23 protein-coding genes are annotated in these 23,738 nt (G+C 35.4%); 9 read left to right on the top strand and 14 right to left on the bottom strand.

The features are described from left to right. Positions 1-97: 97 nt before the first annotated feature. Both AAC069_RS03730 and AAC069_RS03725 read right to left on the bottom strand, forming a co-directional pair. Positions 98-1,255 carry an iron-containing alcohol dehydrogenase gene (locus tag AAC069_RS03730; RefSeq protein ID WP_339919161.1) on the bottom strand — a complete coding sequence of 386 codons (1,158 nt, stop codon included), beginning with the start codon at positions 1,253-1,255 and terminating at the stop codon, positions 98-100. A gap of 89 nt (positions 1,256-1,344) precedes the next feature. Then, entirely contained in the window at positions 1,345-2,115 is a 771-nt protein-coding gene (locus AAC069_RS03725; protein WP_339919160.1) for a type 1 glutamine amidotransferase domain-containing protein, read from the bottom strand. Positions 2,116-2,202: 87 nt separating this feature from the next. Between AAC069_RS03725 and AAC069_RS03720 the strand changes: the two genes are divergently transcribed. After that, positions 2,203-3,099 (top strand): LysR family transcriptional regulator, encoded by an 897-nt coding sequence (locus AAC069_RS03720; RefSeq protein WP_339919159.1) that lies wholly within the window; start codon positions 2,203-2,205, stop codon positions 3,097-3,099. Here AAC069_RS03720 and nadD read toward each other — a convergent pair whose 3' ends face one another. The 5 genes from nadD to AAC069_RS03695 form a co-directional block, all read right to left on the bottom strand. Beyond that, positions 3,100-3,681, bottom strand: coding sequence for a nicotinate (nicotinamide) nucleotide adenylyltransferase (nadD, locus tag AAC069_RS03715; protein WP_339919158.1), 582 nt, complete (start codon positions 3,679-3,681; stop codon positions 3,100-3,102). It lies immediately after the preceding gene. A gap of 110 nt (positions 3,682-3,791) precedes the next feature. Beyond that, positions 3,792-4,364, bottom strand: a complete 573-nt coding sequence (gene gmk, locus AAC069_RS03710; protein WP_339919157.1) for a guanylate kinase — start codon at positions 4,362-4,364, stop codon at positions 3,792-3,794. Positions 4,365-4,466: 102 nt separating this feature from the next. After that, complete coding sequence (locus AAC069_RS03705) at positions 4,467-5,327, bottom strand: YicC/YloC family endoribonuclease (protein WP_074720573.1); 861 nt, start codon at positions 5,325-5,327, stop codon at positions 4,467-4,469. A gap of 173 nt (positions 5,328-5,500) precedes the next feature. Then, a complete protein-coding gene (locus tag AAC069_RS03700; RefSeq protein ID WP_339919156.1) occupies positions 5,501-6,424 on the bottom strand; it encodes an EamA family transporter in 924 nt (307 codons plus the stop codon). Then, a complete protein-coding gene (locus AAC069_RS03695; RefSeq protein ID WP_339919155.1) occupies positions 6,417-6,773 on the bottom strand; it encodes an arsenate reductase family protein in 357 nt (118 codons plus the stop codon). Before AAC069_RS03695 ends, AAC069_RS03700 begins: the two co-directional genes overlap by 8 nt. A gap of 77 nt (positions 6,774-6,850) precedes the next feature. Here AAC069_RS03695 and AAC069_RS03690 point away from each other — a divergent pair, with 77 nt between their 5' ends. Further along, entirely contained in the window at positions 6,851-7,306 is a 456-nt protein-coding gene (locus AAC069_RS03690) for a DinB family protein (RefSeq protein WP_339919154.1), read from the top strand. A 255-nt stretch (positions 7,307-7,561) separates the two neighbouring features. On the opposite strand, the gene AAC069_RS03685 is transcribed toward AAC069_RS03690, so the two are convergent. Together AAC069_RS03685 and AAC069_RS03680 are read right to left on the bottom strand one after the other, a co-directional pair. Continuing rightward, positions 7,562-8,005 (bottom strand): hypothetical protein, encoded by a 444-nt coding sequence (locus AAC069_RS03685; protein ID WP_339919153.1) that lies wholly within the window; start codon positions 8,003-8,005, stop codon positions 7,562-7,564. Positions 8,006-8,099: 94 nt separating this feature from the next. Further along, positions 8,100-8,843, bottom strand: coding sequence for a DUF3298 domain-containing protein (locus AAC069_RS03680; protein WP_339919152.1), 744 nt, complete (start codon positions 8,841-8,843; stop codon positions 8,100-8,102). 102 nt (positions 8,844-8,945) lie between these two features. Here AAC069_RS03680 and AAC069_RS03675 point away from each other — a divergent pair, with 102 nt between their 5' ends. Continuing rightward, positions 8,946-10,088: a cystathionine gamma-synthase gene (locus AAC069_RS03675; RefSeq protein ID WP_339919151.1), complete on the top strand. Its 1,143-nt coding sequence runs from the start codon at positions 8,946-8,948 to the stop codon at positions 10,086-10,088. A gap of 94 nt (positions 10,089-10,182) precedes the next feature. Here the strand turns inward: AAC069_RS03675 and AAC069_RS03670 are convergent, their stop codons facing one another. Next, a complete protein-coding gene (locus AAC069_RS03670) occupies positions 10,183-10,986 on the bottom strand; it encodes a glutamate dehydrogenase (protein ID WP_339919150.1) in 804 nt (267 codons plus the stop codon). A gap of 276 nt (positions 10,987-11,262) precedes the next feature. Between AAC069_RS03670 and gdhA the strand changes: the two genes are divergently transcribed. The 6 genes from gdhA (at position 11,263) to AAC069_RS03640 (ending at position 20,507) form a co-directional block, all read left to right on the top strand. After that, positions 11,263-12,606 carry an NADP-specific glutamate dehydrogenase gene (gene gdhA / locus AAC069_RS03665; RefSeq protein WP_339919149.1) on the top strand — a complete coding sequence of 448 codons (1,344 nt, stop codon included), beginning with the start codon at positions 11,263-11,265 and terminating at the stop codon, positions 12,604-12,606. 136 nt (positions 12,607-12,742) lie between these two features. After that, complete coding sequence (locus AAC069_RS03660; RefSeq protein WP_339919148.1) at positions 12,743-15,031, top strand: T9SS type A sorting domain-containing protein; 2,289 nt, start codon at positions 12,743-12,745, stop codon at positions 15,029-15,031. 67 nt (positions 15,032-15,098) lie between these two features. Continuing rightward, entirely contained in the window at positions 15,099-15,812 is a 714-nt protein-coding gene (recO, locus tag AAC069_RS03655) for a DNA repair protein RecO (RefSeq protein WP_339919147.1), read from the top strand. Positions 15,813-15,944: 132 nt separating this feature from the next. After that, a complete protein-coding gene (gene ileS, locus AAC069_RS03650; protein WP_339919146.1) occupies positions 15,945-19,406 on the top strand; it encodes an isoleucine--tRNA ligase in 3,462 nt (1,153 codons plus the stop codon). 3 nt (positions 19,407-19,409) lie between these two features. After that, positions 19,410-19,790, top strand: a complete 381-nt coding sequence (locus AAC069_RS03645; RefSeq protein WP_091091182.1) for a TraR/DksA C4-type zinc finger protein — start codon at positions 19,410-19,412, stop codon at positions 19,788-19,790. 117 nt (positions 19,791-19,907) lie between these two features. Next, positions 19,908-20,507, top strand: coding sequence for a lipoprotein signal peptidase (locus AAC069_RS03640; RefSeq protein ID WP_339919145.1), 600 nt, complete (start codon positions 19,908-19,910; stop codon positions 20,505-20,507). A 57-nt stretch (positions 20,508-20,564) separates the two neighbouring features. Here AAC069_RS03640 and AAC069_RS03635 read toward each other — a convergent pair whose 3' ends face one another. The 4 genes from AAC069_RS03635 to AAC069_RS03620 are packed head-to-tail and all read right to left on the bottom strand — an operon-like array spanning position 20,565 to position 23,620. Further along, positions 20,565-20,759 (bottom strand): hypothetical protein, encoded by a 195-nt coding sequence (locus tag AAC069_RS03635; RefSeq protein ID WP_339919144.1) that lies wholly within the window; start codon positions 20,757-20,759, stop codon positions 20,565-20,567. Between the two features lie 38 nt (positions 20,760-20,797). Then, the gene (locus tag AAC069_RS03630) at positions 20,798-21,364 is read right to left on the bottom strand and encodes a 5-formyltetrahydrofolate cyclo-ligase (protein WP_339919143.1); all 567 of its coding nucleotides are present in this window, start codon (positions 21,362-21,364) and stop codon (positions 20,798-20,800) included. Further along, positions 21,333-22,595, bottom strand: coding sequence for a pyridoxal-dependent decarboxylase (locus AAC069_RS03625; RefSeq protein ID WP_339919142.1), 1,263 nt, complete (start codon positions 22,593-22,595; stop codon positions 21,333-21,335). The genes AAC069_RS03630 and AAC069_RS03625 overlap by 32 nt, the downstream gene beginning before the upstream one ends. Before the next feature lie 56 nt (positions 22,596-22,651). Beyond that, entirely contained in the window at positions 22,652-23,620 is a 969-nt protein-coding gene (locus AAC069_RS03620; protein WP_339919141.1) for a succinylglutamate desuccinylase/aspartoacylase family protein, read from the bottom strand. Between the last annotated feature and the right edge of the window lie 118 nt (positions 23,621-23,738).

The raw sequence follows: 23,738 nt of genomic DNA, 5'->3' as shown, positions 1-23,738 counted from the left end.
AATTAGTTAGTTTTGTTTTGGTGTTATGAAAAAGGCGTCCTATGAATTTAATTCAAGAACGCCTTTTTATTTTAAGCTGGATTTTCACCCTATGTAACTAGTAACTCATTTCAACAATAGATTTTACTTTATCTAAAGTAATATTTTGCTTTTCGCCTAAACCTTTCCAACCTCTTTCGTCAAAACGATTCACGATAAAATCAGCGGTTTTATCATAGTCTTTTGTATAATCAGATAATTTAGTATCCATTCCCATAGTATGGAAAAATTCAACTGTTTTATTGATTGCCTCGTTTGCTATTTCGTCCTCAGTTCCGGTTAAATTGAAAATACGTTTCCCGTATTGTGCCAATTTTCCTTTTTTGGTTTCAAACATAACTTTGTATAAACTAGGTGCAATTACTGCTAGAGTACGTGCATGATCAATTCCGTACATAGCAGTCAACTCATGACCAATCATATGCGTTGCCCAATCACTTGGAACTCCTTTTTGAATCAATCCGTTTAATGCCATAGTACAGCTCCACATAAAGTTAGATGCTAAAGCATAATCTTTTGGGTTTTCAACGACTTTAGGACCAACTTCGATTAAAGTTTGTAGAATTCCTTCTGCAATTCTATCTTGTAAATATCCTTCGTGTGGATAAGTCAAGTATTGCTCCATAACGTGTGTGTACGCATCAACAACACCATTTTGTAATTGTCTTTTTGGTAAAGATTGAATTACTGTTGGGTCGCAAATAGAGAACTTTGGAAACAAAGCAGAACCACCAAAAGCTAATTTCTCTTTAGTAGACTCGATTGTAACAACCGCTCCAGAATTCATTTCGCTTCCTGTTGCAGGCAAAGTTAATACTGTTCCAAAAGGCACTGCATTTTCTTTAATCAAGATACGCTTTTGTAAAATCTCGATCGGATCTCCATCATAATTAACGGCTCCAGAAATAAATTTCACACCATCAATTACAGATCCGCCACCTACTGCAAGGATGAAATCGATTTTTTGTTCTTTAACAATAGCAACCGCTTTCATTAAAGTTTCAAAATGTGGATTAGCTTCAATTCCGCTAAATTCTACAATTTCGTGTCCTTTAAGGTTATTGATTACCTGTTCGTGAATTCCGTTTTTAAAGATACTTCCACCACCGTAAGCTAATAATATTTTAGCTCCTTTTGGTACAAGATCTCCTAACTTTTCTATTTGTCCTTTTCCAAAAACTAAATTGGTAGGGTTATATAATTCGAAGTTTAACATCTTACTTGTTTTAAGTAATTAAAAGGCCCTAAAACCAGCGTTCTAAATTAGAATCATGGTCAATTAGAGCCTTATAATTTAATTGTTAATTATTTTTTTGTGTTCAATTGTTGCAATAATTTTTCAGCAACTAATTTAGAGGAAGCTGGGTTTTGACCTGTAATCAATAAACCATCTTCTACTGCGTAAGGGTGCCAATCTTCTACTTTTGAATACGTAGCTCCGTTTGCTTGTAAAGCGTCTTCTAATAAAAACGGAACAACGTCTGTTAATCCTACTGCTGCTTCTTCGGTATTAGAAAAACCAGTCAGTTTTTTTCCTTTTACTAAGAATTCTCCGTTCACTTTTACATTTTTAAGCGCTGCAGGTGAATGACAAACAAATGCTACCGGTTTTTTATTAGAATAAAAAGCAGAAATTAAATCAATTGAAGTTTTATCTGTTGCTAAATCCCATAATGGTCCGTGACCTCCAGGGTAAAATACAGCATCATAATCAGACTCTTTTACTTCAGTTAATTTATGCGTTTTGCTTAATTTTGCTTTAAGCTCTGTGTCTTTGTCAAATCTTTTAGTGTCTTCTGTTGCTGCAGATGGGTCATCACTTTTAGGGTCAATTGGTGGCTGACCTCCTAGTGGCGTCGCAATATCAATTACAACTCCTTTATCTGCTAACTCATAATATGGTGCTGCAAATTCTTCAACCCAAAATCCTGTTTTTTCTCCCGTGTTCCCTAAATCTGAATGACTAGTTAGAACGAATAATACTTTTTTCATCTTTGTTTTTTTTGTTTTTTGCGCAGTTGCTGTAAAACAACCTACCGTTAATACTATTAATGCAAATAATGCGACTTTTTTCATTTTGTTATTTTGATTATACAAATTTACGGCGAATATGTTATTAGTAAAAATAATTTAAATTATGTTTGTGATAAATATATTTATATCATGGTTAATCTAGAATGGTACAGAACGTTCAAATCTGTTTATAAAAACGGAAACTTTTCTCTTGCTGCTAAAGAACTTTTTATTAGTCAACCAGCTGTTAGTCAACAAATGTCAATGCTGGAGGCGCATGTCGGTTATAAATTGTTTAACAGAAAGTCCAAGGGGGTGGAGCCAACAGAATACGCTAAGTTACTCAATAACTTAATCATTGAAGCTTTAGACCGGCTAGAAAATGTGGAAAATGGTTTTCGAGCCAAAGCAGTGAACACGAATCAGTTAATATCTGTAGGGATTTCTAAACACCTATTCAGTAGCGTAGGAAGTTCATTACTTTCTAAATTTGATTATATTGATTTTAGTTTTCATGAAAACGAAATGCTTTTTGAATTGGTTGATACAAAAAAACTAAATTTTGCAGTTGTAACTAAAAAGTACGACACCTTCGATACCGTTCAGGAGAAGTTGGGAGAGATCAAACAGATAATCATAGGTTCTCCAAATATTGATGTCTCAGAAGTAAAGTCTAAAATCAAAGTCAAAGATTTCACTGAAGTGGAGCATTGGTTAAACAAACAAAAGTGGTACAGCCATGATTCGGGGATCCCGCATATAAAGTTATTTTGGCTATATGTTTTTAACAAGAAGCGGCCATCGATGATTCCTAATTACATTGTTCCTTCTGAATATGAGATGATGGAAGCGCTTTCAAAAAACACAGGAGTTTCAGTAGTGTGGAATTGCAATGCGAAGGCATTTATTTACGATAAAAAATTACAAAAGATATGGGATAGTAAGCAAATGCCCGCTACGGAAGTTTTTTTGTTATCGGGTAAAAATGATACTCTTACTGCCGCTTTTCAAATTATTGAAGCAGAATTGAAAAAGGTATTGGAGTGATTACTTCTTGTAAAAATTATTATGATCAATGTATTCCCAAACCTTAGCGGGTAAAAGGGGCTGAATATTTTTGCCTTCTTTAATGTTGTTTCGAATAAAAGTAGAAGAAATCTCAACTATAGGAGCATTGATTAATTGTACTTTCGGGTGATTTTTCAGTTCTAGATTTTCAGGTTCAGATGAAATACGTGGATAGACGTAGATGGCGTGATTTTGCAAAATGACTTCGTAATTTTTCCACTTATACAAGGACTTTAAGTTGTCCTCTCCCATAATCAATGAAAATTCATGATCGGGAAATTTCTCTTCCAGGTGAACTAGTGTGTTTACCGTATAATTAGGCTGCGACAATTTGAATTCAATATCAGAGGGTTGCAATTTGGGAAAATCCTCGGTAGCAAGATGCACCATTTGTAGCCGATGGTAGTCATCAAGCAAGGTGCTTTTTTTCTTCAAAGGGTTATGTGGGGTAACAACTAACCAAACCTGATCTAAGTCGGCATTTTCAGCCATATGATTGGCGATAATTAGATGCCCAACATGGATGGGGTTAAAAGTTCCGAAATACAATCCTATTTTCATAAATATTTTGTTTCACAGAGAATCGCAAAGTACTCCCTAAGACGCACAAAGTAAAAGATACTATTTAGCGTGTCTCTTTTTTTTCTTTGTGAGTCTCTGCGTAATAGTTTTTATTTTACAAAATTCCGTACTAGCTCAACTGCTTCTTCAAGAGCAATAGCCAAATCATAGTTTTTTATAATAACGTCAAATTGCGGGGCAGTAGCCAACTCAACGGAAGCTTTAGCGATTCGCATATTGATTTTATCTTCACTTTCAGTGGAGCGTTCTTTTAGTCTTCTTTTTAATTCATCTACGCTGGGAGGTTTTACGAATACAGCGAGTGTTTCTTCTGGGAATTTGTGTTTAATACGAAGTCCACCAACGACATCAATATCAAAAATTACATTTTTTCCTTTGGCCCAGATGCGATCTACTTCACTTTTTAAAGTCCCGTAGAAATTGTCTCTGTATACTTCTTCCCATTCCAGAAAGTCGTCATTCTTGATGTGTTGTTTGAACTCTTTAGTAGACATGAAATAGTAATCTTTTCCACTTACTTCCTCGCCTCTAGGATCACGAGAAGCTGCTGAAATTGAGAATTCTAAATTCAGACCTTCTTGGTTTAATAAATGTCTGACGATGGTCGTTTTTCCGGATCCTGAAGGTGCCGAAAACACGATTAATTTTCCTCCTTTGTTCATTGTACTATTTTTATGCTTTCCTGAAAGGATTTAAAAAACCTTGCAGGTATAATTTAACGTTGTAAATCGAGAGCTGTTATATCGATTCTCTAGAATTGAATATTACAACACGTTCAAAACTTGTTCCTTGATTTTTTCTAATTCGTCTTTCATCTGAACGACTAATTTCTGCATTTGTGCATGATTGGATTTAGATCCCATCGTATTAATTTCACGCCCCATCTCCTGAGTAATGAAACCTAGTTTTCTACCGTTAGCTTCCGTTCCGTTTATAGTCTCTAAGAAATAATCTAGGTGATTTGTCAAACGTACTTTCTCTTCTGTGATATCTAGTTTCTCCAAATAATAGATTAATTCTTGCTCAAAACGATTTTCATCTACATTTACTTTCAACTCATCAATAGCAGTTTGTAAACGGTCTTTTATAGCTTGAACGCGTTCTGGATCTAATGCTAAAGCTTCAGTCATATATTGACGAATGTTCCCGATGCGCAATTGAAATTCTTTTTCTAGTGAAAGCCCTTCGTCTCTTCTAAAAGTCTTAATGTTATTTAAGCTTTCTTCGATTACGATTTTAATTTGAGCCCAGTCATTTTCATCAATTTCGTCACGCTCAATTTTTAAAGCATCCGGCATTCTCACTGCCATTTTCATCAACTCTGTTTCATCAGCATCTGCATAAACGGCTTTCAATTGATTGATATATGCTTTTACGATTGGCACATTCACTTTGGTAGTTGTTTGTTCAGCGGTACTTTCGATAAAAATAGAAAAATCTACTTTTCCTCTTTCAAGCGTAGACGCAATTTGAGTGCGTAAACCCAATTCCATTTCGCGGTAAAGAGAAGGCATTCTCACGTTTAGATCTAAACCTTTACTGTTTAAAGATTTTACTTCTACTGTTATTTTTTTGGTTGGTAATTGAATAGTTGCTTTACCAAAACCTGTCATTGATTGTATCATATATTTTTCTAAAAGAGTTCAAAGGTAGTAAAAAAAATCCCCCTAACCCCCGAAGGGGGAATCCGAGCGCTGTAACCATTTGGTTTTTCAAGATGTAAAAATATAGATTTCAGATCTTAATGAAAAGGCAGTTTTATTTTTAAAAATAGCTGTAATTATGTAGGGAATTATTTCTACCCAATTTTTTCAAGTTTAGTCTCCCCCTCCTTCGGAGGGGGCTGGGGGGAGGACGTCACCATATATACACCCACAAATATCAATAGCGCCGAAATTATTTTCACCAGACTCAATTCGTCCTTACCTAAACCAATGGCAAATATCGTAGCAAAAAGCGGTTGGAGATAAATAAAAACAGCAACGGTTGTTGGTTTCAATTCTTTCATGGTAATTAGGTTTAGCAAATAGGTAATAAAGGTGGAGATGACCACTACAAATCCTATTTTCCAATACACCAATGTGGGTACTACTGCCCAATCTGTTGCTTCAAATTGGCTCCAGCCAAAAGGCAATACCATTAAAAAACCGAATAAATAAATCCATTTCACAAAGGTGAACGCATTGTATTTATCCATTAATTTCTTTACGATTATCAAGTAAAAACCATAGGAAACGGCATTTACAAAAACCAGTATATTACCGAGACTTGCATTTGTAGCGCTACCAATGGAACGGCCGTATAATATAAGAGATCCCGTTCCTATCAATCCTAAAATAATCCCTATCACCATGCGTTTTCGCATACGTTCTTTCATGATAATAGCCGAAAGAACGAGTACAATCATTGGGGTGGTCACCATTATTACAGATGCCGAGATAGGAGAAGTAAGGCTTAATCCCTTGAAAAAAGTAAGCATGTTAAAGGCAACCCCAAAGAATGCAGCAGCAATAATACGCGGAAAATCGTTAAAGGCTATTTTTTCCTTTGGCATAAAAAGCCAAGAAAGCCAGAACAAAAGCATAGCGCCACTTACTCTTAATAAAATAAAACCATAAGCATCGATGTACTGTGGCATTACGTCTTTTGCTATGGTAAAAGTAACCCCGTAAATTACGGAAACAATGGTAGCGCCAAACAGCGCTACATTCCTTTTAGACATTAGCCAACGCTTTCATTACTTGAAGCATGTTTTGTTGAGTTCCACCCACGTAAACAGCATTGTTAATGACAAAAACAGGTCGGCTCAAAAAAGTGTAATGTTCTAAAATGTATTTTTTATAATCTTCCTCAGTCAAGGATTTGTCTTTCAAATTCATCGACTTATACAATTGGGCTTTTTTACTAAACAAGGCTTCGTAACTTCCTGAAAGTTGGTACATTTCCTCTAGTTCGTCTGTTGTTAGTGGGTCTTGTTTGATGTCACGAAACACAAGGTCATTTCCTTTTGGCAATGATTTTATAATTTTTCTACAAGTATCGCAGGAAGCGATGTAATATATTTTGTTCATAATAAGATGCATTTTCTTTGTGCAAAGAAAATTCATTTGAGACGGAAAATGATTATTTTTATCAAAAAATTAGAAAAATGCAGCAAACACTAGACGTTACCAGAACAAGTAGAAACATACTTTCTCAAATGCTGGGGGGGTATACATTGGAACAATTGAATAAAATTCCGGAAGGATACAACAATAACTTGATTTGGAATATTGCCCATGTAGTTGTCGTTCAACAGATGTTGGTTTACAAACTATCTGGAATTCCTATGATGATTTCAGACGAAATGGTTGAGAAATATAAAAAAGGAAGCAAGCCAGAACATATAGCAACTCAAGCTGAGGTCGATGAACTCAAGCTGTTACTTCTTGAAACCATCAATCAAACGGAAACCGATTTAGAAAGTAAAATCTTTATCAATTATCAGGAATACCCAACATCTGCCGGGATTGTGCTAAAAAGCGCTTCAGATGCGATCGCTTTCAACGACTTTCACGAAGGGCTGCACATTGGAATTATAATGAGCATCCGTAAATTTATTTAGGAGAATTAGGAGCTAATCCCGCTTTTCATTACAACCTCTCACGCTCCACCCTTTTTTTCTAAGCTATAAAAGGAGCTTCCGCTGGTCGCTCTTTTCTACCAGATAAAATAGGGCGGAGTGCAAGAGGGTTTCCACTTCAATCGGGGCTAGGTGTTTTGTGGGAGTTTCGTGTTTTGGATATTTGGAAATTAAACGTAATAAAATATTGGTGCTGTTTACTGCTAAAATCACAAATAAATGTTCGGGGTACGTATCTTAGTCAGTATATTTTATTTCTTTATACTTTTTAAAATAGATATAAGTTCCAGATGCTAAGACAATTATACTTGCGACCCAAATGTAGTAACCTTGCCTAATTGATAAAATTTTTCCAGAAGTCCCGCTTTCTGCTGCAAGTATAGAATCCCAAGAATAGAATGAAATCGCAAGAAACCCTGCTATAAAAGCGAATTTTACAGCTATAGCTTTATCCATTATTAAACAAAACATTGTGATAAGACATAAAGGATTTGCCAGCCAAATTATCCACTCTAGGAGACCGCCACCTAAAATAGCAATACTGCCCATCAAAAAGCACGATAATGACGTCATAATTTGTACACCTTGATATTTATATGAAAACGCATCGAAAGTCAACGATGTAACAAATATTGAGAGACTCAGTACAATAAGCAATATCTTAAACAAACTTTTTCTCATAGATTTTTGTTTTAATTTCTAAGAGCTCGAAACCTTTCAAGTTTGTGTTTTTTCATTCCTCCAATAACTTTAAAACCAAGTATTAAAACGTAAATTATTTCAAATTCAAATAGTCATTGACTTCCTTATAAGTCAACAATAATTCTTTTGTTCCTTCAGCATAAGAGGCAACTTCATAGGGATTGTAAAATAAAAGCAGTCCTTTATCGGTATAAAATATGTTTTGAGGTAAATGAAAAGTATCATCTTCAAACATTAATCCCGTTTGATTAATAGATCCTTTTTCGGGAACTTTATATTTGTTTCTGAATTCCTTTTCGGCGAAAGCCTTAAAGGCATTTCTATCCTTAAATAACTGATGCTGCAAGATTGTTTTCCCGGTATTAGGGTCAAACAGTAAAGAACGGATTCCTTGATAGCCATGAGCTCCGCCCGTATAGGTGTAGTGTTTAATTTCGATATTAATGATGCTCTCAGACACATATTTTACTTCGCCATCAATCTTCGCCTCCCAACCAAAGGAATCTTTTGGAAAATCCTTTTGTAATTGCTCGTACGAATCGATGAACGAACTGACTAATCCTTTGTAGTCAGTCGAAGTGTAAGGCTTTTCTCCAAAGTACACGATCTGTTTTAAAACAGAGAATACTTTTTTATTGATGCTGTCGGCGACTATTGGGACGTCTTTGGCAATAGGAATTCGCACACTGATATGAGGACAATTATCCTTGCAGGCCAAACGTGTTTTTTTCTCAAAAGTCTGATTTTCAAAAACCAGTTCTTTTTCACAACGGGCAAAAAGAAAGAATACGGATGCAAAAAGGATGTAGTTTTTCATCTCAAAATGTGTTAATTAAATACAAAGGTAGCAACTTGCACCTTTCTAAGAATAAATTAATGGGTAAGTTTGTAAAACCATCAAAATTGAAAATTAAAAGACATGAAATTCAATACTAAAACAATACACGGCGGGCAGCAGCATGATCCAAGTACAGGGGCGGTTATGCCACCAGTATATCAAACGACTACATTTGCACAAACAAGTCCGGGGCAACCTATTGGGGATTATGAATACAGTAGAACTGCAAACCCTACAAGGTCGGCTTTAGAAAATGCTTTGGCGAGTTTAGAGAATGGTGCAAGAGGATTAGCTTTTTCATCTGGGTTAGCGGCAACAGATTGTTTGATGCGAGGATTGAAAGCAGGTGATGAAGTTATTGCTATGGATGACCTGTACGGAGGAACTTATAGATTGTTTACAAAAATATATAGAGATTCAGGGATAATATTCCATTTTGTAGATATGAATGACATGGAAAAATTCAAGTCATTGATTAATGAAAACACTCAATTAGTTTGGGTTGAAACGCCAACGAATCCTATGATGAAATTGGTAGATATCGAAGCAATTGCTAAAATCACAAAACAGAATAAAGTGCTTTTTGCCGTTGATAATACTTTCGCAACACCGTATTTACAGAATCCATTGGATTTAGGTGCAGATATCGTTATGCATTCAGCAACAAAATACCTTGCAGGACATTCTGATGTTATGGCGGGAGCTTTGATTATGAAAGACGAAGAATTAGGGAAACAAATGCATTTTCAACAATTTGCAACTGGAGCTACATTGGGGCCCATGGATAGCTTTTTAGTACTGAGAGGAATAAAAACATTGCATTTAAGAATGCAAAGACATTGTGAAAATGGAGAAAAAATAGCTGAATTTTTGAACAATCATCCAAAAGTTAAAACGGTGTATTACCCTGGCTTGACAACTAATCCATTTCATGAGCTTGCTAAAAAGCAAATGCGTGGTTTTGGCGGAATGGTTTCTTTCAATTTTGTATCAGGTAAAAAAGAAGATGCAATTGATTTTCTTGAAAAAATAAAAATATTCACTTTGGCGGAATCTTTAGGTGGAGTAGAGTCGCTGGCAAATTACTCGGTAATGATGGCCCACGCATCGATTCCGGAAGACAAAAGAAAGGAAATTGGAATTACTGATGATTTAGTTCGATTAAGCGTAGGTATTGAAGATGCAGACGATTTAATCGAAGACTTAAAACGAGCACTAGCATAAATTCTAGACTAGTTCTTCGTAGTTGCCGAGTGTTAAGTATAAAAGCCCAATTCTAAAATTTAGAATTGGGCTTTTATTTATAAATGCTTTATGGCTATTGCAAGTAGTAAATGTATCCAACATTAAGCCAGACTAACCAGTCGTTGGCTTTGTTTTCTTTGTAAATAGCAGGATTCGGATTTAAACCATCTACCCAGTTGGAGAAAAAATATTGAAATCTCAAATCGATCATTAAATCTCGTAATGGGGTTAATTTATAACGGGTCCCTACACTGGTAACGACAGACCAAACCGTACCACCTTCGGTCGAAAATCCATAAGGGCGATTGTCAGTTGGAGTTAAATATTTTGGAAATGTAGTAAGCGGTGTACCTAAAGGTCCTAATGTAGAATGGGCTTCGGCATTGTAGTAGCTAAATTGACCTCCAAGACTTACAAACGGTCCCAAACTACCTATTCTTGAGGTGAAGTCGCGAATACTAAACGGAAAATACTCTAGTTGCATACCTATATTAGTAACTGCTGTGCTTCCTTTCATCGCTCTCAATTGGTTTGCGCCAAGACTAGTGCGATCGGGAGTTACCCATTCTCCAAAATGTTCTAAGCTAGTTTTATTATAAGACAATTCACTTCTAAGTTTGAAGTGATCGTTAAAATATGTTTCAGGGGTATAACAGTTACATTCTGCTGTATAGGAAAAATTTATATAATGAATAATCCCAATTCCTATACCGGTATTCCCGGCATTTGTATTTAAATCATATCGCTGTCCATAGTCCGATTGAAAAGCTACTGGACCAGCTATAATCCCTACTTCATGCGAAAATCCGAATTGCGCATTTGAATTAAATGAAAAGCCAAATAAGACAAATAAAAAAATAGAGAGGTGTTTGAGCATTTTTGGTTAAAATTTCAAGTCCTGACAAATATATAAAAAACATCATTCATCCCTTAAAAATAAATTTAAAAATAAATAATTAAAAGCTAAATTGCTTAAGAAAAGTACAACGTTTTTCAATAAAAGGCAACTTCAAATCCTGATTTTTTAAAGAATGATTGATAAAAAGATAATTCACCAAGATATAGTGAAATATTATTAAGAAATATTCTAAGAACTCGTATCTTTGTTGTCACTAACGAAAACGTTTTCTTAAACGTTAATAATCTAAGAATCATGTCACAAAGTATTACTACTTTTATTGAAGAGGTTACTAAAAAAAACCCAAACGAGCCAGAATTTTTGCAGGCAGTTTTAGAAGTTGCTGAAACAGTAATTCCTTTCATTGAAGAAAATAAAAAATACCAAAACAAAATGCTTTTGGAGAGAATGGTTGAGTCTGATCGAATCATTATGTTTCGTGTAGCTTGGATTGATGATAAAGGGGCTACTCAAGTAAATAGAGGATACCGTATTCAAATGAACTCTGCTATAGGACCATATAAAGGAGGACTTCGTTTTCACCCTTCTGTGAACCTAAGCATCTTGAAGTTCTTGGCTTTCGAACAAACTTTTAAAAACAGCTTAACTACATTGCCAATGGGTGGTGGAAAAGGTGGAGCTGATTTTGATCCAAAAGGGAAATCAGATAATGAAGTAATGCGTTTTTGCCAAAGTTTCATGACTGAATTGTCTAAGCATATTGGAGCAAATACGGATGTACCTGCTGGTGATATCGGTGTTGGAGGAAGAGAAGTTGGATTCATGTTTGGTCAATATAAAAGACTAAGAAATGAATTTACAGGAGTTTTAACTGGTAAAGGAATTTCTTTCGGAGGTTCATTAATCAGACCTGAAGCTACAGGATACGGAGCAGTTTATTTTGCACAAAGTATGTTAGAAACGAAAGGAAATAGTTTTGCAGGTAAAACAGTTGTTGTTTCTGGTTCAGGAAACGTTGCACAATATGCTACTGAAAAAGCAACTCAATTAGGTGGTAAAGTAGTAACTATGTCGGATTCGGCTGGATACATCTACGATGCTGACGGTATTGATGCTGATAAACTAGCACACGTGATGGAAATTAAAAATGAATTGAGAGGAAGAATTAGTGACTATGTTACTAAATATCCAAACGCTAAATATTTCGCAGGGAAACGTCCATGGGAAGTGAAATGTGATATTGCATTACCTTGTGCAACTCAAAATGAATTGAACGAAGACGAAGCTAAAGCTTTAGTGGCAAACGGATGTATTTGTGTGGCTGAAGGAGCTAACATGCCTACAACACCAGATGCTGTTTTAGTGTTTCAAAATGCTAAATTGTTATTTGCTCCAGGAAAAGCATCTAATGCAGGTGGAGTTGCAACTTCAGGTTTAGAGATGTCTCAAAACTCTTTAAGATTAAGCTGGTCTTCTGAAGAAGTAGATGAAAAATTAAAAGGAATTATGCTTGCTATTCATGCTTCATGTGTGCAGTACGGTAAGGATGCTTCAGGATATGTTGACTACGTAAAAGGAGCTAACATTGCTGGATTTGTAAAAGTAGCTGACGCTATGCTTGCTCAAGGAGTGGTATAAATCTTTTTTTAAATAAATTAAATGCCTTCTGCCATCTCGATACTTCGAGATTGGGTAGAAGGCATTTTTTTTGATTAGAACAAAAACCGAATACTTTCGTTTGTGCTATATTTGTGAATCATAAGTACCATTTATAATGAAAAAAATATTTTATAGCCTTCTAATTTTACTACTCACCCAAATGGGTTTTTCCCAAAATAATTTGTTGTGGCAGGGCTATTTTTCATATAATGAGATTAAAGATGTTTCAGCCTCTTCTACTACAATCTTTGCTGCCTCAGAAAATGCTTTGTTTTCGAAAAACACAACTGACAATCAAATAAAAACAACCAATACAGTTGATGGGCTTTCAGGCCAAACGATAAGCTCTCTTTACTATAGCGCTATTTTTAATAAAACATTAATCGGTTATGAAAACGGACTTATGATCGTGATCAATGAATCTGATGGTAGCATGTTGAAAGTGGTTGATATTATCAATAAACAACTTCCTGCAAACATGAAAAAAGTAAATCATTTCATGGAGTTTGATGGGATTGTATATGTTTCCTGTGACTTTGGTATTGTTCAATTTGATTTAAAAAGTATGCTTTTTGGTGATACCTATTTCATTGGCGATGAAGGTGCAGAAATAAGTGTCAGACAAACGGCAGTTCATAACGGATCTATTTATGCTGCCACTGATAATGGCGTTCGACGTGCTGCAATTTCAAGTAAAAATTTAAATGACTACAAGCAATGGGAGTTGGTGACAACCGGAAGTTGGTCTGGTATAGAAGTTTTTGGAACGGAGCTAATTGCAGTTAATAATTCGGGAAATGTAAATAAATACAATGCAAATACAAATTCGTTTGTGGGCTTTACCACACTATCTCAGCCTGCACTGGACATACGGGCTAATGGAACTTATTTAATCTTAACTACCGCTGCCAATGTTTACGTATATAGCAAACAATTGATTTTAGTACGCCAAATAAATAACAATCAAATACCAGATTATATTCCTGTTTTTAGTTGTGCCACAAGTATTAATGATGTGATTTACATTGGAACAAAAGAAAATGGTTTGCTAACCACAACAATCGCCACCGTTTCTGTTTTTGAAAACACAACCCCTATGGGGCCTTCAAGAAATAATATTTTTGCCTTTCAAACAACATCAAGTTCCTTGTGGGCAGTTTATGGTGACTATGATTTTGCTTATAACCCATATGACTTAGATAGCTATGGTATTAGTAAATACAGTCAGTCCGGATGGTTAAATATTCCTTATAAATCAGTTTTAGGAACGAAATCAATTTGTAGAATAACGGTGAATCCAAATAAAGAGGATGAAGTATATGCCAGTTCGTTCTTTTCGGGATTATTAAAAATAGAAGCGGACAAGCCTAGCTTTTTATATAATCAAACCAATAGCGGTTTAGAATCGTTAAGTTTTGTTGGTCCTAATTATTTTGATGTTCGAATAAACGGAGCCGCATTTGATAAAAACGGAGCTTTTTGGGTTACAAACAGCCGGGTAAAAAATGGATTAAAAGTATTGAAAACTAGTGGGGACTGGCAGAGTTTTTCGACAGACAATATATTAGACGCCAGTGAAGACAATAGTTTTGGTAGAATGGTTATTGATAAGAACGGGACTAAATGGATGGCGACAAATAGAGATGGTGTCGTTGGTTTTAACGAAAGTAATAATACGTTCAAAAAAATTACGATGGGTACTGACAAAGGAAATTTGCCAGCTTCAGATGTTAGGGCTTTGGCTATAGATAATCGAAATCAACTGTGGATAGGGACGATAAAGGGTTTACGAGTATTGTCTAACGTGGGGAGTTTTCAAACCGCGGATCAACTAACGGCTAATCCTATAATTATATTAGATGACAACCTTGCTCAAGAATTACTTTATGAGCAATTTATCACAGATATTTCAGTCGATGGGGCAAACAATAAATGGATAGGTACTGCAGATTCTGGTTTGTTTATGGTATCGGCGAACGGTCAAGAGACGAAATATCATTTTACGATAAACAATTCACCTTTGCCAAGTAATGTTATTAATGACATTGATATAAATAGTACAACTGGCGAAGTTTTTATCGCGACAGCCAAAGGGCTGATTTCATTTAAAGGCATTGCAACAGCAGCAAGTGAAGACTTAAGTAATGCTTATGTTTACCCAAACCCAGTGCGGCCTGAATATGACGGAACGGTAAAAATCGCTGGATTAATCAATAAAGCGAATGTGAAAATCACTGATATTGCGGGTAATTTAGTGTATGAAGTTATTTCAGAAGGAGGTACAATAGAATGGGACACAACCGCTTTTGGGAAATACAAGGTGGCTTCGGGGGTGTATATGATTTTCATATCGGCGCAAGACGGAGTGGAAACCAAAGTTAAAAAAGTGATGATAATCAGATAGGTTTCAGGTGCTAGGTGTTAGTGTCTTCAAAACCAACACCTAAAACCTAAAATCCAATACCTAAAAAATGCAAGTCAAAACAAAAGCGATAGTTCTTTCATCGATAAAATTCCAGGAAAAAAGCTTGATTGTAAAATGCTTTACTCAATCGCATGGATTAAAGTCTTACTTCGTTCGTGATGCGTTTTCTGGACGAAAATCAAACCAAAAAATAGCCTATTTCCAACCGTTGTCTATTCTCGAAATAGAAGCAGTACATAAGAACAAAGGCACTTTGGAGAATTTTAAAGAAATAAAAATAAGTACACCCTTTCAAACAATACACTCCGATATTTACAAGAGCACGATTGTGATGTTTATTTCTGAAGTTTTGCATCATTCGATCCACGAAGAAGAAAAAAACGAATCGCTTTTTGACTTTCTAGAAGCTGCATTGCTTTGGCTTGATAACCACGATGAAATAGCTAATTTTCATTTGATTTTAATGCTGGAAACTACAAAGTACTTAGGTTTTTACCCCGATATTTCTGATATGGATATGCCTTTTTTTGAAATGACAAATGGTGTTTTTACTCCCTTTCATGCCATTAGCTCCTTGACCGCGCATGAAACAAATTTGTTTAAAAAACTCATCACTTTACGATTTGATAATGACCAAAAAGTATTCCACGTTATTGAAAGACAGCTGGTTTTGAAAATCCTTATTGATTATTATATGATGCATCTTGATGGCTTCAAAAAACCAAAATCAGTAGAGGTTCTAAAAGAGGTTTTTTCATAAAAACCTACAAATTGAATAGTTTAATGGATGGTTTGCCGAATTGTACTATTACATTCAGCTATTTATGCTTTACTTTTCTTTGTTTTATTCAAAATTCCTTACTTTCGCACATCGATTAAAGAAAAGGATAAAATGAGCACAAAATTTACTGAATACAAAGGACTTGACTTACCAACTGTAGCATCAGAAGTACTAGATTTTTGGAAAAAAGAAAACATCTTTGAGAAAAGTGTAACTACACGTGAAGGGAATACTCCTTACGTATTTTTTGAAGGTCCGCCTTCGGCAAATGGATTACCGGGAATTCACCATGTAATGGCACGCGCCATCAAAGATATTTTTTGCAGATATAAAACACAAAAAGGATTCCAAGTTAAGCGTAAAGCAGGTTGGGATACTCACGGATTACCTGTGGAATTAGGTACCGAGAAAGAATTAGGTATTACAAAAGAAGATATAGGAAAGTCTATTTCCATCGAAGAATATAACGAGGCTTGTAAAAAAACCGTAATGCGTTATACTGATGTATGGAATGATTTGACTGAAAAAATGGGCTATTGGGTAGATATGGAAGATCCATATGTGACTTATAAACCTAAATATATGGAAACGGTTTGGTGGTTGCTTAAACAAATCTATAATAAAGATTTGATGTACAAAGGCTACACCATTCAACCTTATTCTCCAAAAGCAGGAACAGGATTGAGTTCGCACGAAGTGAATCAGCCAGGAAGTTATAGAGATGTAACTGACACAACGGTTGTAGCGCAATTCAAAGTTTTGGAGTCGTCAAGAGAACTATTATGTTCGAAGTTTTATGATTATATCAGTTCAAAAAATCTACAACATTATAAATTATCAGTTTTAGATCTTGATGAGGTTTATTTCTTGGCTTGGACAACAACGCCATGGACTTTGCCGTCAAATACAGCTTTGACTGTAGGTCCAAAAATTGAGTATGTTTTAGTCAAAACCTTCAATCAATATACGTTTTCATTAACGAATGTCGTTTTGGCTAAGAATTTAGTTGGAAAACAATTCGGGAAAGGATTTTATGAAAGTAAAGACCTTACTGATTTTGAAAATTATAAAGAAGGAGATAAAAAAATTCCATACCAGATCCTTGCAGAATGCAAAGGGGCTGATTTAGTTGGGATTCGTTACGAGCAATTGTTGCCATTCGCATTGCCTTATCAAAACCCAGAAAATGCTTTTAGAGTAATTTCAGGAGATTTTGTTACAATCGAGGACGGAACAGGAATTGTACATACAGCACCAACTTTTGGTGCAGATGATGCAAAAGTAGCGAAAGAAGCAACACCAGAAGTTCCGCCATTATTGGTTTTGGATGAAAGTGGTACTCCGGTTCCATTAGTAGATTTACAAGGAAAATTCACTTCACATATGGGCGAATATGCTGGTAAATATGTAAAAAACGAATATTATGAAGATGGTGAAGCGCCAGATCGTTCTATTGATGTAGAACTTGCAATTCGTTTAAAAGAAGAAAATAAAGCATTCAAAGTAGAGAAATATGTCCACAGTTACCCACATTGTTGGAGAACGGACAAACCAATTTTATACTATCCGCTTGACTCTTGGTTTATAAAAATCACTGAGGTGAGAGACAGAATGTTTGACCTGAACGAAACGATTAACTGGAAACCAAAATCGACAGGAGAAGGTCGTTTTGGAAACTGGATAAAAAATGCCAATGACTGGAATTTATCTCGTTCAAGGTTCTGGGGAATCCCATTGCCAATCTGGAGAACAGAAGACAAACAAGAAGAAATTCTAATAGGTTCAGTAGAGGAGTTATACAACGAAATAGAAAAGTCAATTCAGGCCGGATTCCAAAAAGAGAACCCTTTCAAAGGATTCGAAATAGGAAATATGGACGAAGAAAACTATGATTTAATTGATTTACATAAAAATGTAGTCGATGAAATCACCTTAATTTCTGCTTCTGGGAAACCAATGACGCGTGAAGCTGATTTGATTGACGTTTGGTTTGATAGTGGATCTATGCCATATGCACAATGGCATTATCCTTTTGAAAACAAAGATAAAATTGACGAGAATAAAGATTTTCCGGCTGATTTCATTGCTGAAGGCGTGGATCAAACCCGTGGATGGTTTTATACTTTACACGCGATTGCGACTTTGGTTTTTGATAAAGTAGCCTATAAAAATGTAGTTTCAAATGGATTAGTCTTAGACAAAAATGGACAAAAAATGTCTAAACGTTTAGGAAATGCAGCAGATCCTTTTGAAACATTAGCTGAATACGGTCCGGATGCCACAAGATGGTATATGATATCGAATGCAAATCCTTGGGACAATTTGAAATTTGACCTTGAGGGAATTGCTGAGGTTCGCAGAAAATTCTTTGGAACCTTATACAATACGTATTCGTTCTTTAGTTTGTATGCTAACATCGACGGATTTAAATATGAGGAAGCTGAAATTCCATTAAATGAGCGACCTGAAATTGATCAATGGATTATTTCAGAATTGAATACATTGATAAAAGATGTAGATGGTTTCTATGCTGATTATGAGCCTACAAAAGCAGCTCGTGCCATTTCTGATTTCGTACAAGAAAATCTAAGTAACTGGTATGTTCGTTTATGCAGAAGACGTTTTTGGAAAGGCGAGTATGCACAGGATAAAATTGCGGCTTACCAAACATTATATACCTGTTTATTAACGATAAGTAAATTAGGAGCTCCTATTGCGCCTTTCTTTATGGACAAGCTTTACAGAGACTTAACTTTAGCAACACAGTCAGAAAAATTTGACAGTGTACATTTGGCAGAGTTTCCAAAACACGTTGAAAACTTTGTTAATAAATTGTTAGAGAGTAAAATGCAGAAAGCACAAACTATCTCGTCATTAGTTTTATCACTCCGTAAAAAGGAAATGATTAAGGTGCGTCAACCTTTACAAAAGGTAATGATTCCGGTACTTGACGAGAAGCAAAGGCATGAAATTGAAGCAGTTTCTGACCTTATAAAAGCGGAGGTAAATGTTAAAGAAATCTTATTTTTAGATGATGCCTCTGGAGTTTTAGTGAAGCAAATTAAGCCAAATTTCAAGACGCTAGGGCCTCGTTTCGGAAAAGACATGGGGTTGATTTCCAAAGAGATACAGGGTTTTTCTGCTGAAAAAATCAATCAATTGGAGAGCAATGGAACCTTAGAGCTTGTTATTGCTGGAAAAAGCATAACTTTAACAATAGAAGATGTGGAAATTTCGTCCCAAGATATTGAAGGATGGTTGGTTGCTAACTCTAATGGAATAACGGTTGCGCTTGACATTGTTATTTCTCCGGAATTGAAAAAAGAAGGAATTGCAAGAGAGTTAGTGAACAGAATTCAGAACATCAGAAAGGATTCGGGATTTGAAGTGACGGATAAAATAAAAGTGCATTTGCAAAAAAATGACATTTTGGAAGAGGCGGTAAAACCGAATGTGGACTATATTAAATCAGAAACACTAACAGAAGAATTGGTTTTTGAAGATAGTATCAGTGATGGAATTGAAATAGAATTTGACGACGTACAAACGAAAATATTAATTACAAATAATTAGATTATGGTAGAGGCACCAACAAGATACTCTGACGCTGATTTGGCAGAGTTCAAAGAGATAATTCTAAATAAAATTCACAAAGCACAGTTTGATTTAGATTTGATTAAGAGTGCTTACATGAATGATTTGAATAATGGAACTGATGATACATCACCTACATTCAAAGCATTTGAGGAAGGTAGTGAATCTATGTCTAAAGAGGCAAACTCACAGTTAGCGATCCGTCAGGAGAAGTTTATCCGTGATTTAAAAAATGCATTATTCCGTGTAGAGAATAAAACATACGGTGTATGTAGAGTTACAGGTAAGCTAATCAGCAAAGATCGATTAAAAATTGTTCCTCATGCAACCATGAGTATAGAAGCTAAAAACTTGCAACGATAAGAAATTTAAAATTTCAATAGTAAAATTCCAAATTCCAATAATAACTTATAAAATTATTGGGATTTGGAATTTATTTTTTAGAATTTAACTACTTTTGCGCCACTTAAAATTTATAAAATGTCATTACGAAAAGCGTATCTACTTATCTTCATTATATTAATCGTTGATCAAGTTTCGAAAATATATGTCAAAACTAGTTTTGTATTAGGAGAAGAAGTGGAAGTTTTTAGATGGTTCAAGATTCTATTCATCGAAAATGAAGGAATGGCATGGGGTACTGAAATTCCAGGAACCTACGGTAAATTAATTCTAACACTATTTAGACTAGTTGCTGTTGGTGGAATTGGGTATTGGTTGTGGGACTCAGTTGAGAAGAAACACAGTTCAAATTATTTGATAGTAGCGATCGTACTAATACTTGCAGGAGCTTTCGGGAACATAATTGACTCTGTTTTTTACGGTGTGATTTTTGACGATAGCCACTCTCAATTAGCCACGTTATTTTCAGATCAGCCCTATGGTACTTATTTTCATGGTAAAGTAGTAGATATGTTTTATTTTCCGTTTTGGCATGGAACCCTGCCTAGCTGGTTGCCTCTTTGGGGTGGTAAAGATTTTACTTTTTTCAATGCCATTTTCAATGTAGCTGATATGGCCATTTCTACAGGTGTAGGGATATTAATATTTTTCAATAAAAAAGCGTTTCATAAGAGTTAGACTTAAAAACTCAGATAAAAAAAAGACCAATTCAAATACTGAGTTGGTCTTTTTTTATTATTTATTATGCCCTGGAGCATAATATTTTGCGCTTTTACTGCCATTAATCTTTTTGGCTTGCCCAGGTGGAATTCTTTTTGCTTTATAATTTGACTTGTGTGTTGTGGTTCTGAAGCTACAACTTGACAATGATATAGTAAACAGAATAACCATAACGGTCATAACAAATTTTGAAGTTTTAGTAACTTTCATAAGTTAAAATATTTTTTAGACTGCGAAATTAGGTGTTATTATTCGAACTTATAGTTATTTTTTGGATTGATACAATAATTCATCCTGATGTCATCATCATGGATGTCTTTAATTGAATCTTCAGCTTCAAAAAATGAAAGCCCAATCTTTATGGTTTCTGGGGTGCATTCCCTTAAGAAGCGGTCATAAAAACCTTTGCCATAGCCCACACGATGGCCTTGTTTGTCGTAAGCCAATAAGGGTATAAAAACAACCTCAATTTTATTTGAAGGAACTTCGATTCCGTCAACGGGTTCTGGAATGTTGTACTCGTTTTTCTTGATTTTGGTATTGTCAGTCAAAAGAAAATGGGTCATCTTTCGAGTTTCAAAATCGGCTTTTGAAATGAGAATTTCTTTGTCTTTTCCAGAAAGTAAATGTAGGATTAATTCTGTATCTACTTCTTTTTGCTCTGTAATGGGTAGAAAAATATGGAAATACGTCTTTTCCCAAATAGGCAGTGCAAGCAACTGATTGGCAATAGCCATACTCATGGTTTCTATATCGTTTTCAGAAAGTTGGCTTCTTAGGGCTTTATACTTCGAGCGTAATTCCTTTTTTTGCATGGATGGTCTCTTTTAAATCTGCTATAAAAGTACTCAAATGATCTACTTCAACATGATCCATAATCACAATTTTATACCATTGATTATCACCGCCATGCTTTTGAGGGACTAAATCGTATTTCTCTTCCAATGTTTTTGTGATGAATTGGGCCGGAATAGTCACGATATTCATAAACGGTTCTCTAAAATAAGAAACCTGTAGTTCGTCTAGTTTTTCACACAGCCATTCGGTTCTCATTTGTAAAACTCTAATTTTTTCGCACCATCCAAAGTGACCATAGGTAAATAATATCATCCATACCGCTACTGCATTGGCTCCAGATCTACTTCCGCAAAGGGTTAGATCCATTCCTTCTACATATTCGGCTTCTTTGGTTAGTACATTCTCAATCAACCCTTTTTTACAAATAAAAACTCCTGTTCCATAAGGTGCCTGAAGCATTTTATGCGCGTCAATAGTAATGGAGCTGATTTTTGGATTGTCGAAATTGATGACGCTGTCTTTGTTGCTGAAAGGATATACGAAACCGCCATAGGCAGCATCAATATGCAGTTTGTATTTTAACTGATGTTTTTCTAGAATTTGGGTATAGTCGTCTGGGTTGTCAACTGCGCCAAACATCGTGGTTCCCATATTTGAAACGACAATAAAATATTTCTTCCCTCTTTCTTTCGCATTGATAATGATGTTTTCTAATGCAAAAACATCGATAAGACGTGTGTCAAAATCGACTGGAATGTTTAGCCAGTCTAACATTAATAAGTTAGCCGCTTTAGGAATGGAATAATGCGTGTCTTCTGAGGCGATAATGGCAATTTCAGAAAGTTTTGCATTCTGTTTGTACATGAAATAATTGCGATAAATCCAGATTGCTTGGATGTTAGCTTCTGTTCCGCCTGGAGCAATATATCCGTCAAAAGAATCGGGTTGCGCTTTAAAAATATCGATAGCAAGAACATTTAATACTTCCCGTTCCATTTCTTGGGTTCCTTTGAATGCTTTCTCTGAAGTACCAAGTGTATGACAGCCGATATGGTTGGGGTTAGCAACATAAGTTTGTAATGTAGGGGCGTCTTTCAGGAAAGGAGCATCGCTATAGAATACTTTTCCGTCTAATTTAGATGCTGGATATCCCAACGAGGTATCCTTTGCGAAATTTACATTTTCATTTAACGCTTTTTGAATGCGTTCTTGTCTCTCTATTTGTGATAATTTTTTCCAGAATTGCATGCTTGTAATTTTTATTCAAAACTACTGTGCAATGATGAGTAAAAATATGATAATTGTTAGGTTTTCAAAGTCTTGCTAATGTGGTAGACCGCATCACCTTGATAAACAATAGGAGATAGGTTTGCATTGATGATATAACCATCATTAGGTGCGTTTACCTTTCGTTCAAACTCTCCAAAAGGATCTGTAATGATAGCGAGAAGAGTGCCTTTTTGTACATACCGTCCTATACAGCCATTATCGTGTAACATACCCGAACATTGTGCTCGTATCCAACCCGATTTTTCAATATAAATGGTTTCAGATTCTGGTTCCTCAACGCTAATTTTTGGATCTAACATATCAAGATGTCTTAAGATCCGTTTTACGCCTTGCACTCCTGCATCTGAAACAGACTCGTCAATGTCAAGGGACTTTCCGCCTTCAAAAAGCAACATTTGTGCATTCAATTTATGACTTGAATTTCTGAAAGAACCTGCAATGTTTTTAGAATATAAAGTAAACGGAGCGTTAAAGACATCGGCCAAAGTTTTTAATTCCGGATTGTTTGGGGCGAGTCGAATTTGAGGGGCATTGAATCTGCTAGCGCCTCCTGCATGAAAATCAACTGCATAATCAACTAATGGCATGATTTCAGTAAGCATGTGGTATGCGAAACGGCTGGCAAGAGAGCCACTTTTGCTTCCTGGAAAAACGCGATTCAAGTCTCTGCCATCAGGAAATTTTCTGCTTTTGTTAAGAAAGCCAAACATGTTGATTATGGGAATACAAATGATGGTTCCTTTTTTTGGTTTATTAATTTTCTTAGTGATCAGTTGACGCACAATCTCAACGCCATTGATTTCGTCACCATGGATTCCCGCTGAAAAAAGGACCACTGGACCATCGATTTTAGAACGTCGAACTATTATTGGAATTTTTAGTTCTGCCGTGTTATGTAGTTTAGCAATTTCCATATCAATTGTTTTGCTTTCGCCTGGCAAAATGGATTCTCCTAAAATTACTATGGATTTGATGTTTTTCATGATGTTTTAAAAAACCAAAATTAGAGATTATTATTTGTAATTCGTAAATTTGGACTTAAATAGATAAATAACTCCAAAGTAATAAGAATGGATATGCATCTCGCTGAATCAAGATGTA

This window comes from uncultured Flavobacterium sp. (assembly GCF_963974175.1).
Classification (GTDB): Bacteria; Bacteroidota; Bacteroidia; order Flavobacteriales; family Flavobacteriaceae; genus Flavobacterium.
This window is presented reverse-complemented; position numbering and strand designations above follow the sequence as displayed.

Bases quoted from the DNA above. Each gene is read 5' to 3' on its own strand.
- AAC069_RS03730 (WP_339919161.1), bottom strand. From the start codon at position 1,255: ATGTTAAACTTCGAATTATATAACCCTACCAATTTAGTTTTTGGAAAA.
- AAC069_RS03725 (WP_339919160.1), bottom strand. From the start codon at position 2,115: ATGAAAAAAGTCGCATTATTTGCATTAATAGTATTAACGGTAGGTTGT.
- AAC069_RS03720 (WP_339919159.1), top strand. From the start codon at position 2,203: ATGGTTAATCTAGAATGGTACAGAACGTTCAAATCTGTTTATAAAAAC.
- nadD (WP_339919158.1), bottom strand. From the start codon at position 3,681: ATGAAAATAGGATTGTATTTCGGAACTTTTAACCCCATCCATGTTGGG.
- gmk (WP_339919157.1), bottom strand. From the start codon at position 4,364: ATGAACAAAGGAGGAAAATTAATCGTGTTTTCGGCACCTTCAGGATCC.
- AAC069_RS03705 (WP_074720573.1), bottom strand. From the start codon at position 5,327: ATGATACAATCAATGACAGGTTTTGGTAAAGCAACTATTCAATTACCA.
- AAC069_RS03700 (WP_339919156.1), bottom strand. From the start codon at position 6,424: ATGTCTAAAAGGAATGTAGCGCTGTTTGGCGCTACCATTGTTTCCGTA.
- AAC069_RS03695 (WP_339919155.1), bottom strand. From the start codon at position 6,773: ATGAACAAAATATATTACATCGCTTCCTGCGATACTTGTAGAAAAATT.
- AAC069_RS03690 (WP_339919154.1), top strand. From the start codon at position 6,851: ATGCAGCAAACACTAGACGTTACCAGAACAAGTAGAAACATACTTTCT.
- AAC069_RS03685 (WP_339919153.1), bottom strand. From the start codon at position 8,005: ATGAGAAAAAGTTTGTTTAAGATATTGCTTATTGTACTGAGTCTCTCA.
- AAC069_RS03680 (WP_339919152.1), bottom strand. From the start codon at position 8,843: ATGAAAAACTACATCCTTTTTGCATCCGTATTCTTTCTTTTTGCCCGT.
- AAC069_RS03675 (WP_339919151.1), top strand. From the start codon at position 8,946: ATGAAATTCAATACTAAAACAATACACGGCGGGCAGCAGCATGATCCA.
- AAC069_RS03670 (WP_339919150.1), bottom strand. From the start codon at position 10,986: ATGCTCAAACACCTCTCTATTTTTTTATTTGTCTTATTTGGCTTTTCA.
- gdhA (WP_339919149.1), top strand. From the start codon at position 11,263: ATGTCACAAAGTATTACTACTTTTATTGAAGAGGTTACTAAAAAAAAC.
- AAC069_RS03660 (WP_339919148.1), top strand. From the start codon at position 12,743: ATGAAAAAAATATTTTATAGCCTTCTAATTTTACTACTCACCCAAATG.
- recO (WP_339919147.1), top strand. From the start codon at position 15,099: ATGCAAGTCAAAACAAAAGCGATAGTTCTTTCATCGATAAAATTCCAG.
- ileS (WP_339919146.1), top strand. From the start codon at position 15,945: ATGAGCACAAAATTTACTGAATACAAAGGACTTGACTTACCAACTGTA.
- AAC069_RS03645 (WP_091091182.1), top strand. From the start codon at position 19,410: ATGGTAGAGGCACCAACAAGATACTCTGACGCTGATTTGGCAGAGTTC.
- AAC069_RS03640 (WP_339919145.1), top strand. From the start codon at position 19,908: ATGTCATTACGAAAAGCGTATCTACTTATCTTCATTATATTAATCGTT.
- AAC069_RS03635 (WP_339919144.1), bottom strand. From the start codon at position 20,759: ATGAAAGTTACTAAAACTTCAAAATTTGTTATGACCGTTATGGTTATT.
- AAC069_RS03630 (WP_339919143.1), bottom strand. From the start codon at position 21,364: ATGCAAAAAAAGGAATTACGCTCGAAGTATAAAGCCCTAAGAAGCCAA.
- AAC069_RS03625 (WP_339919142.1), bottom strand. From the start codon at position 22,595: ATGCAATTCTGGAAAAAATTATCACAAATAGAGAGACAAGAACGCATT.
- AAC069_RS03620 (WP_339919141.1), bottom strand. From the start codon at position 23,620: ATGAAAAACATCAAATCCATAGTAATTTTAGGAGAATCCATTTTGCCA.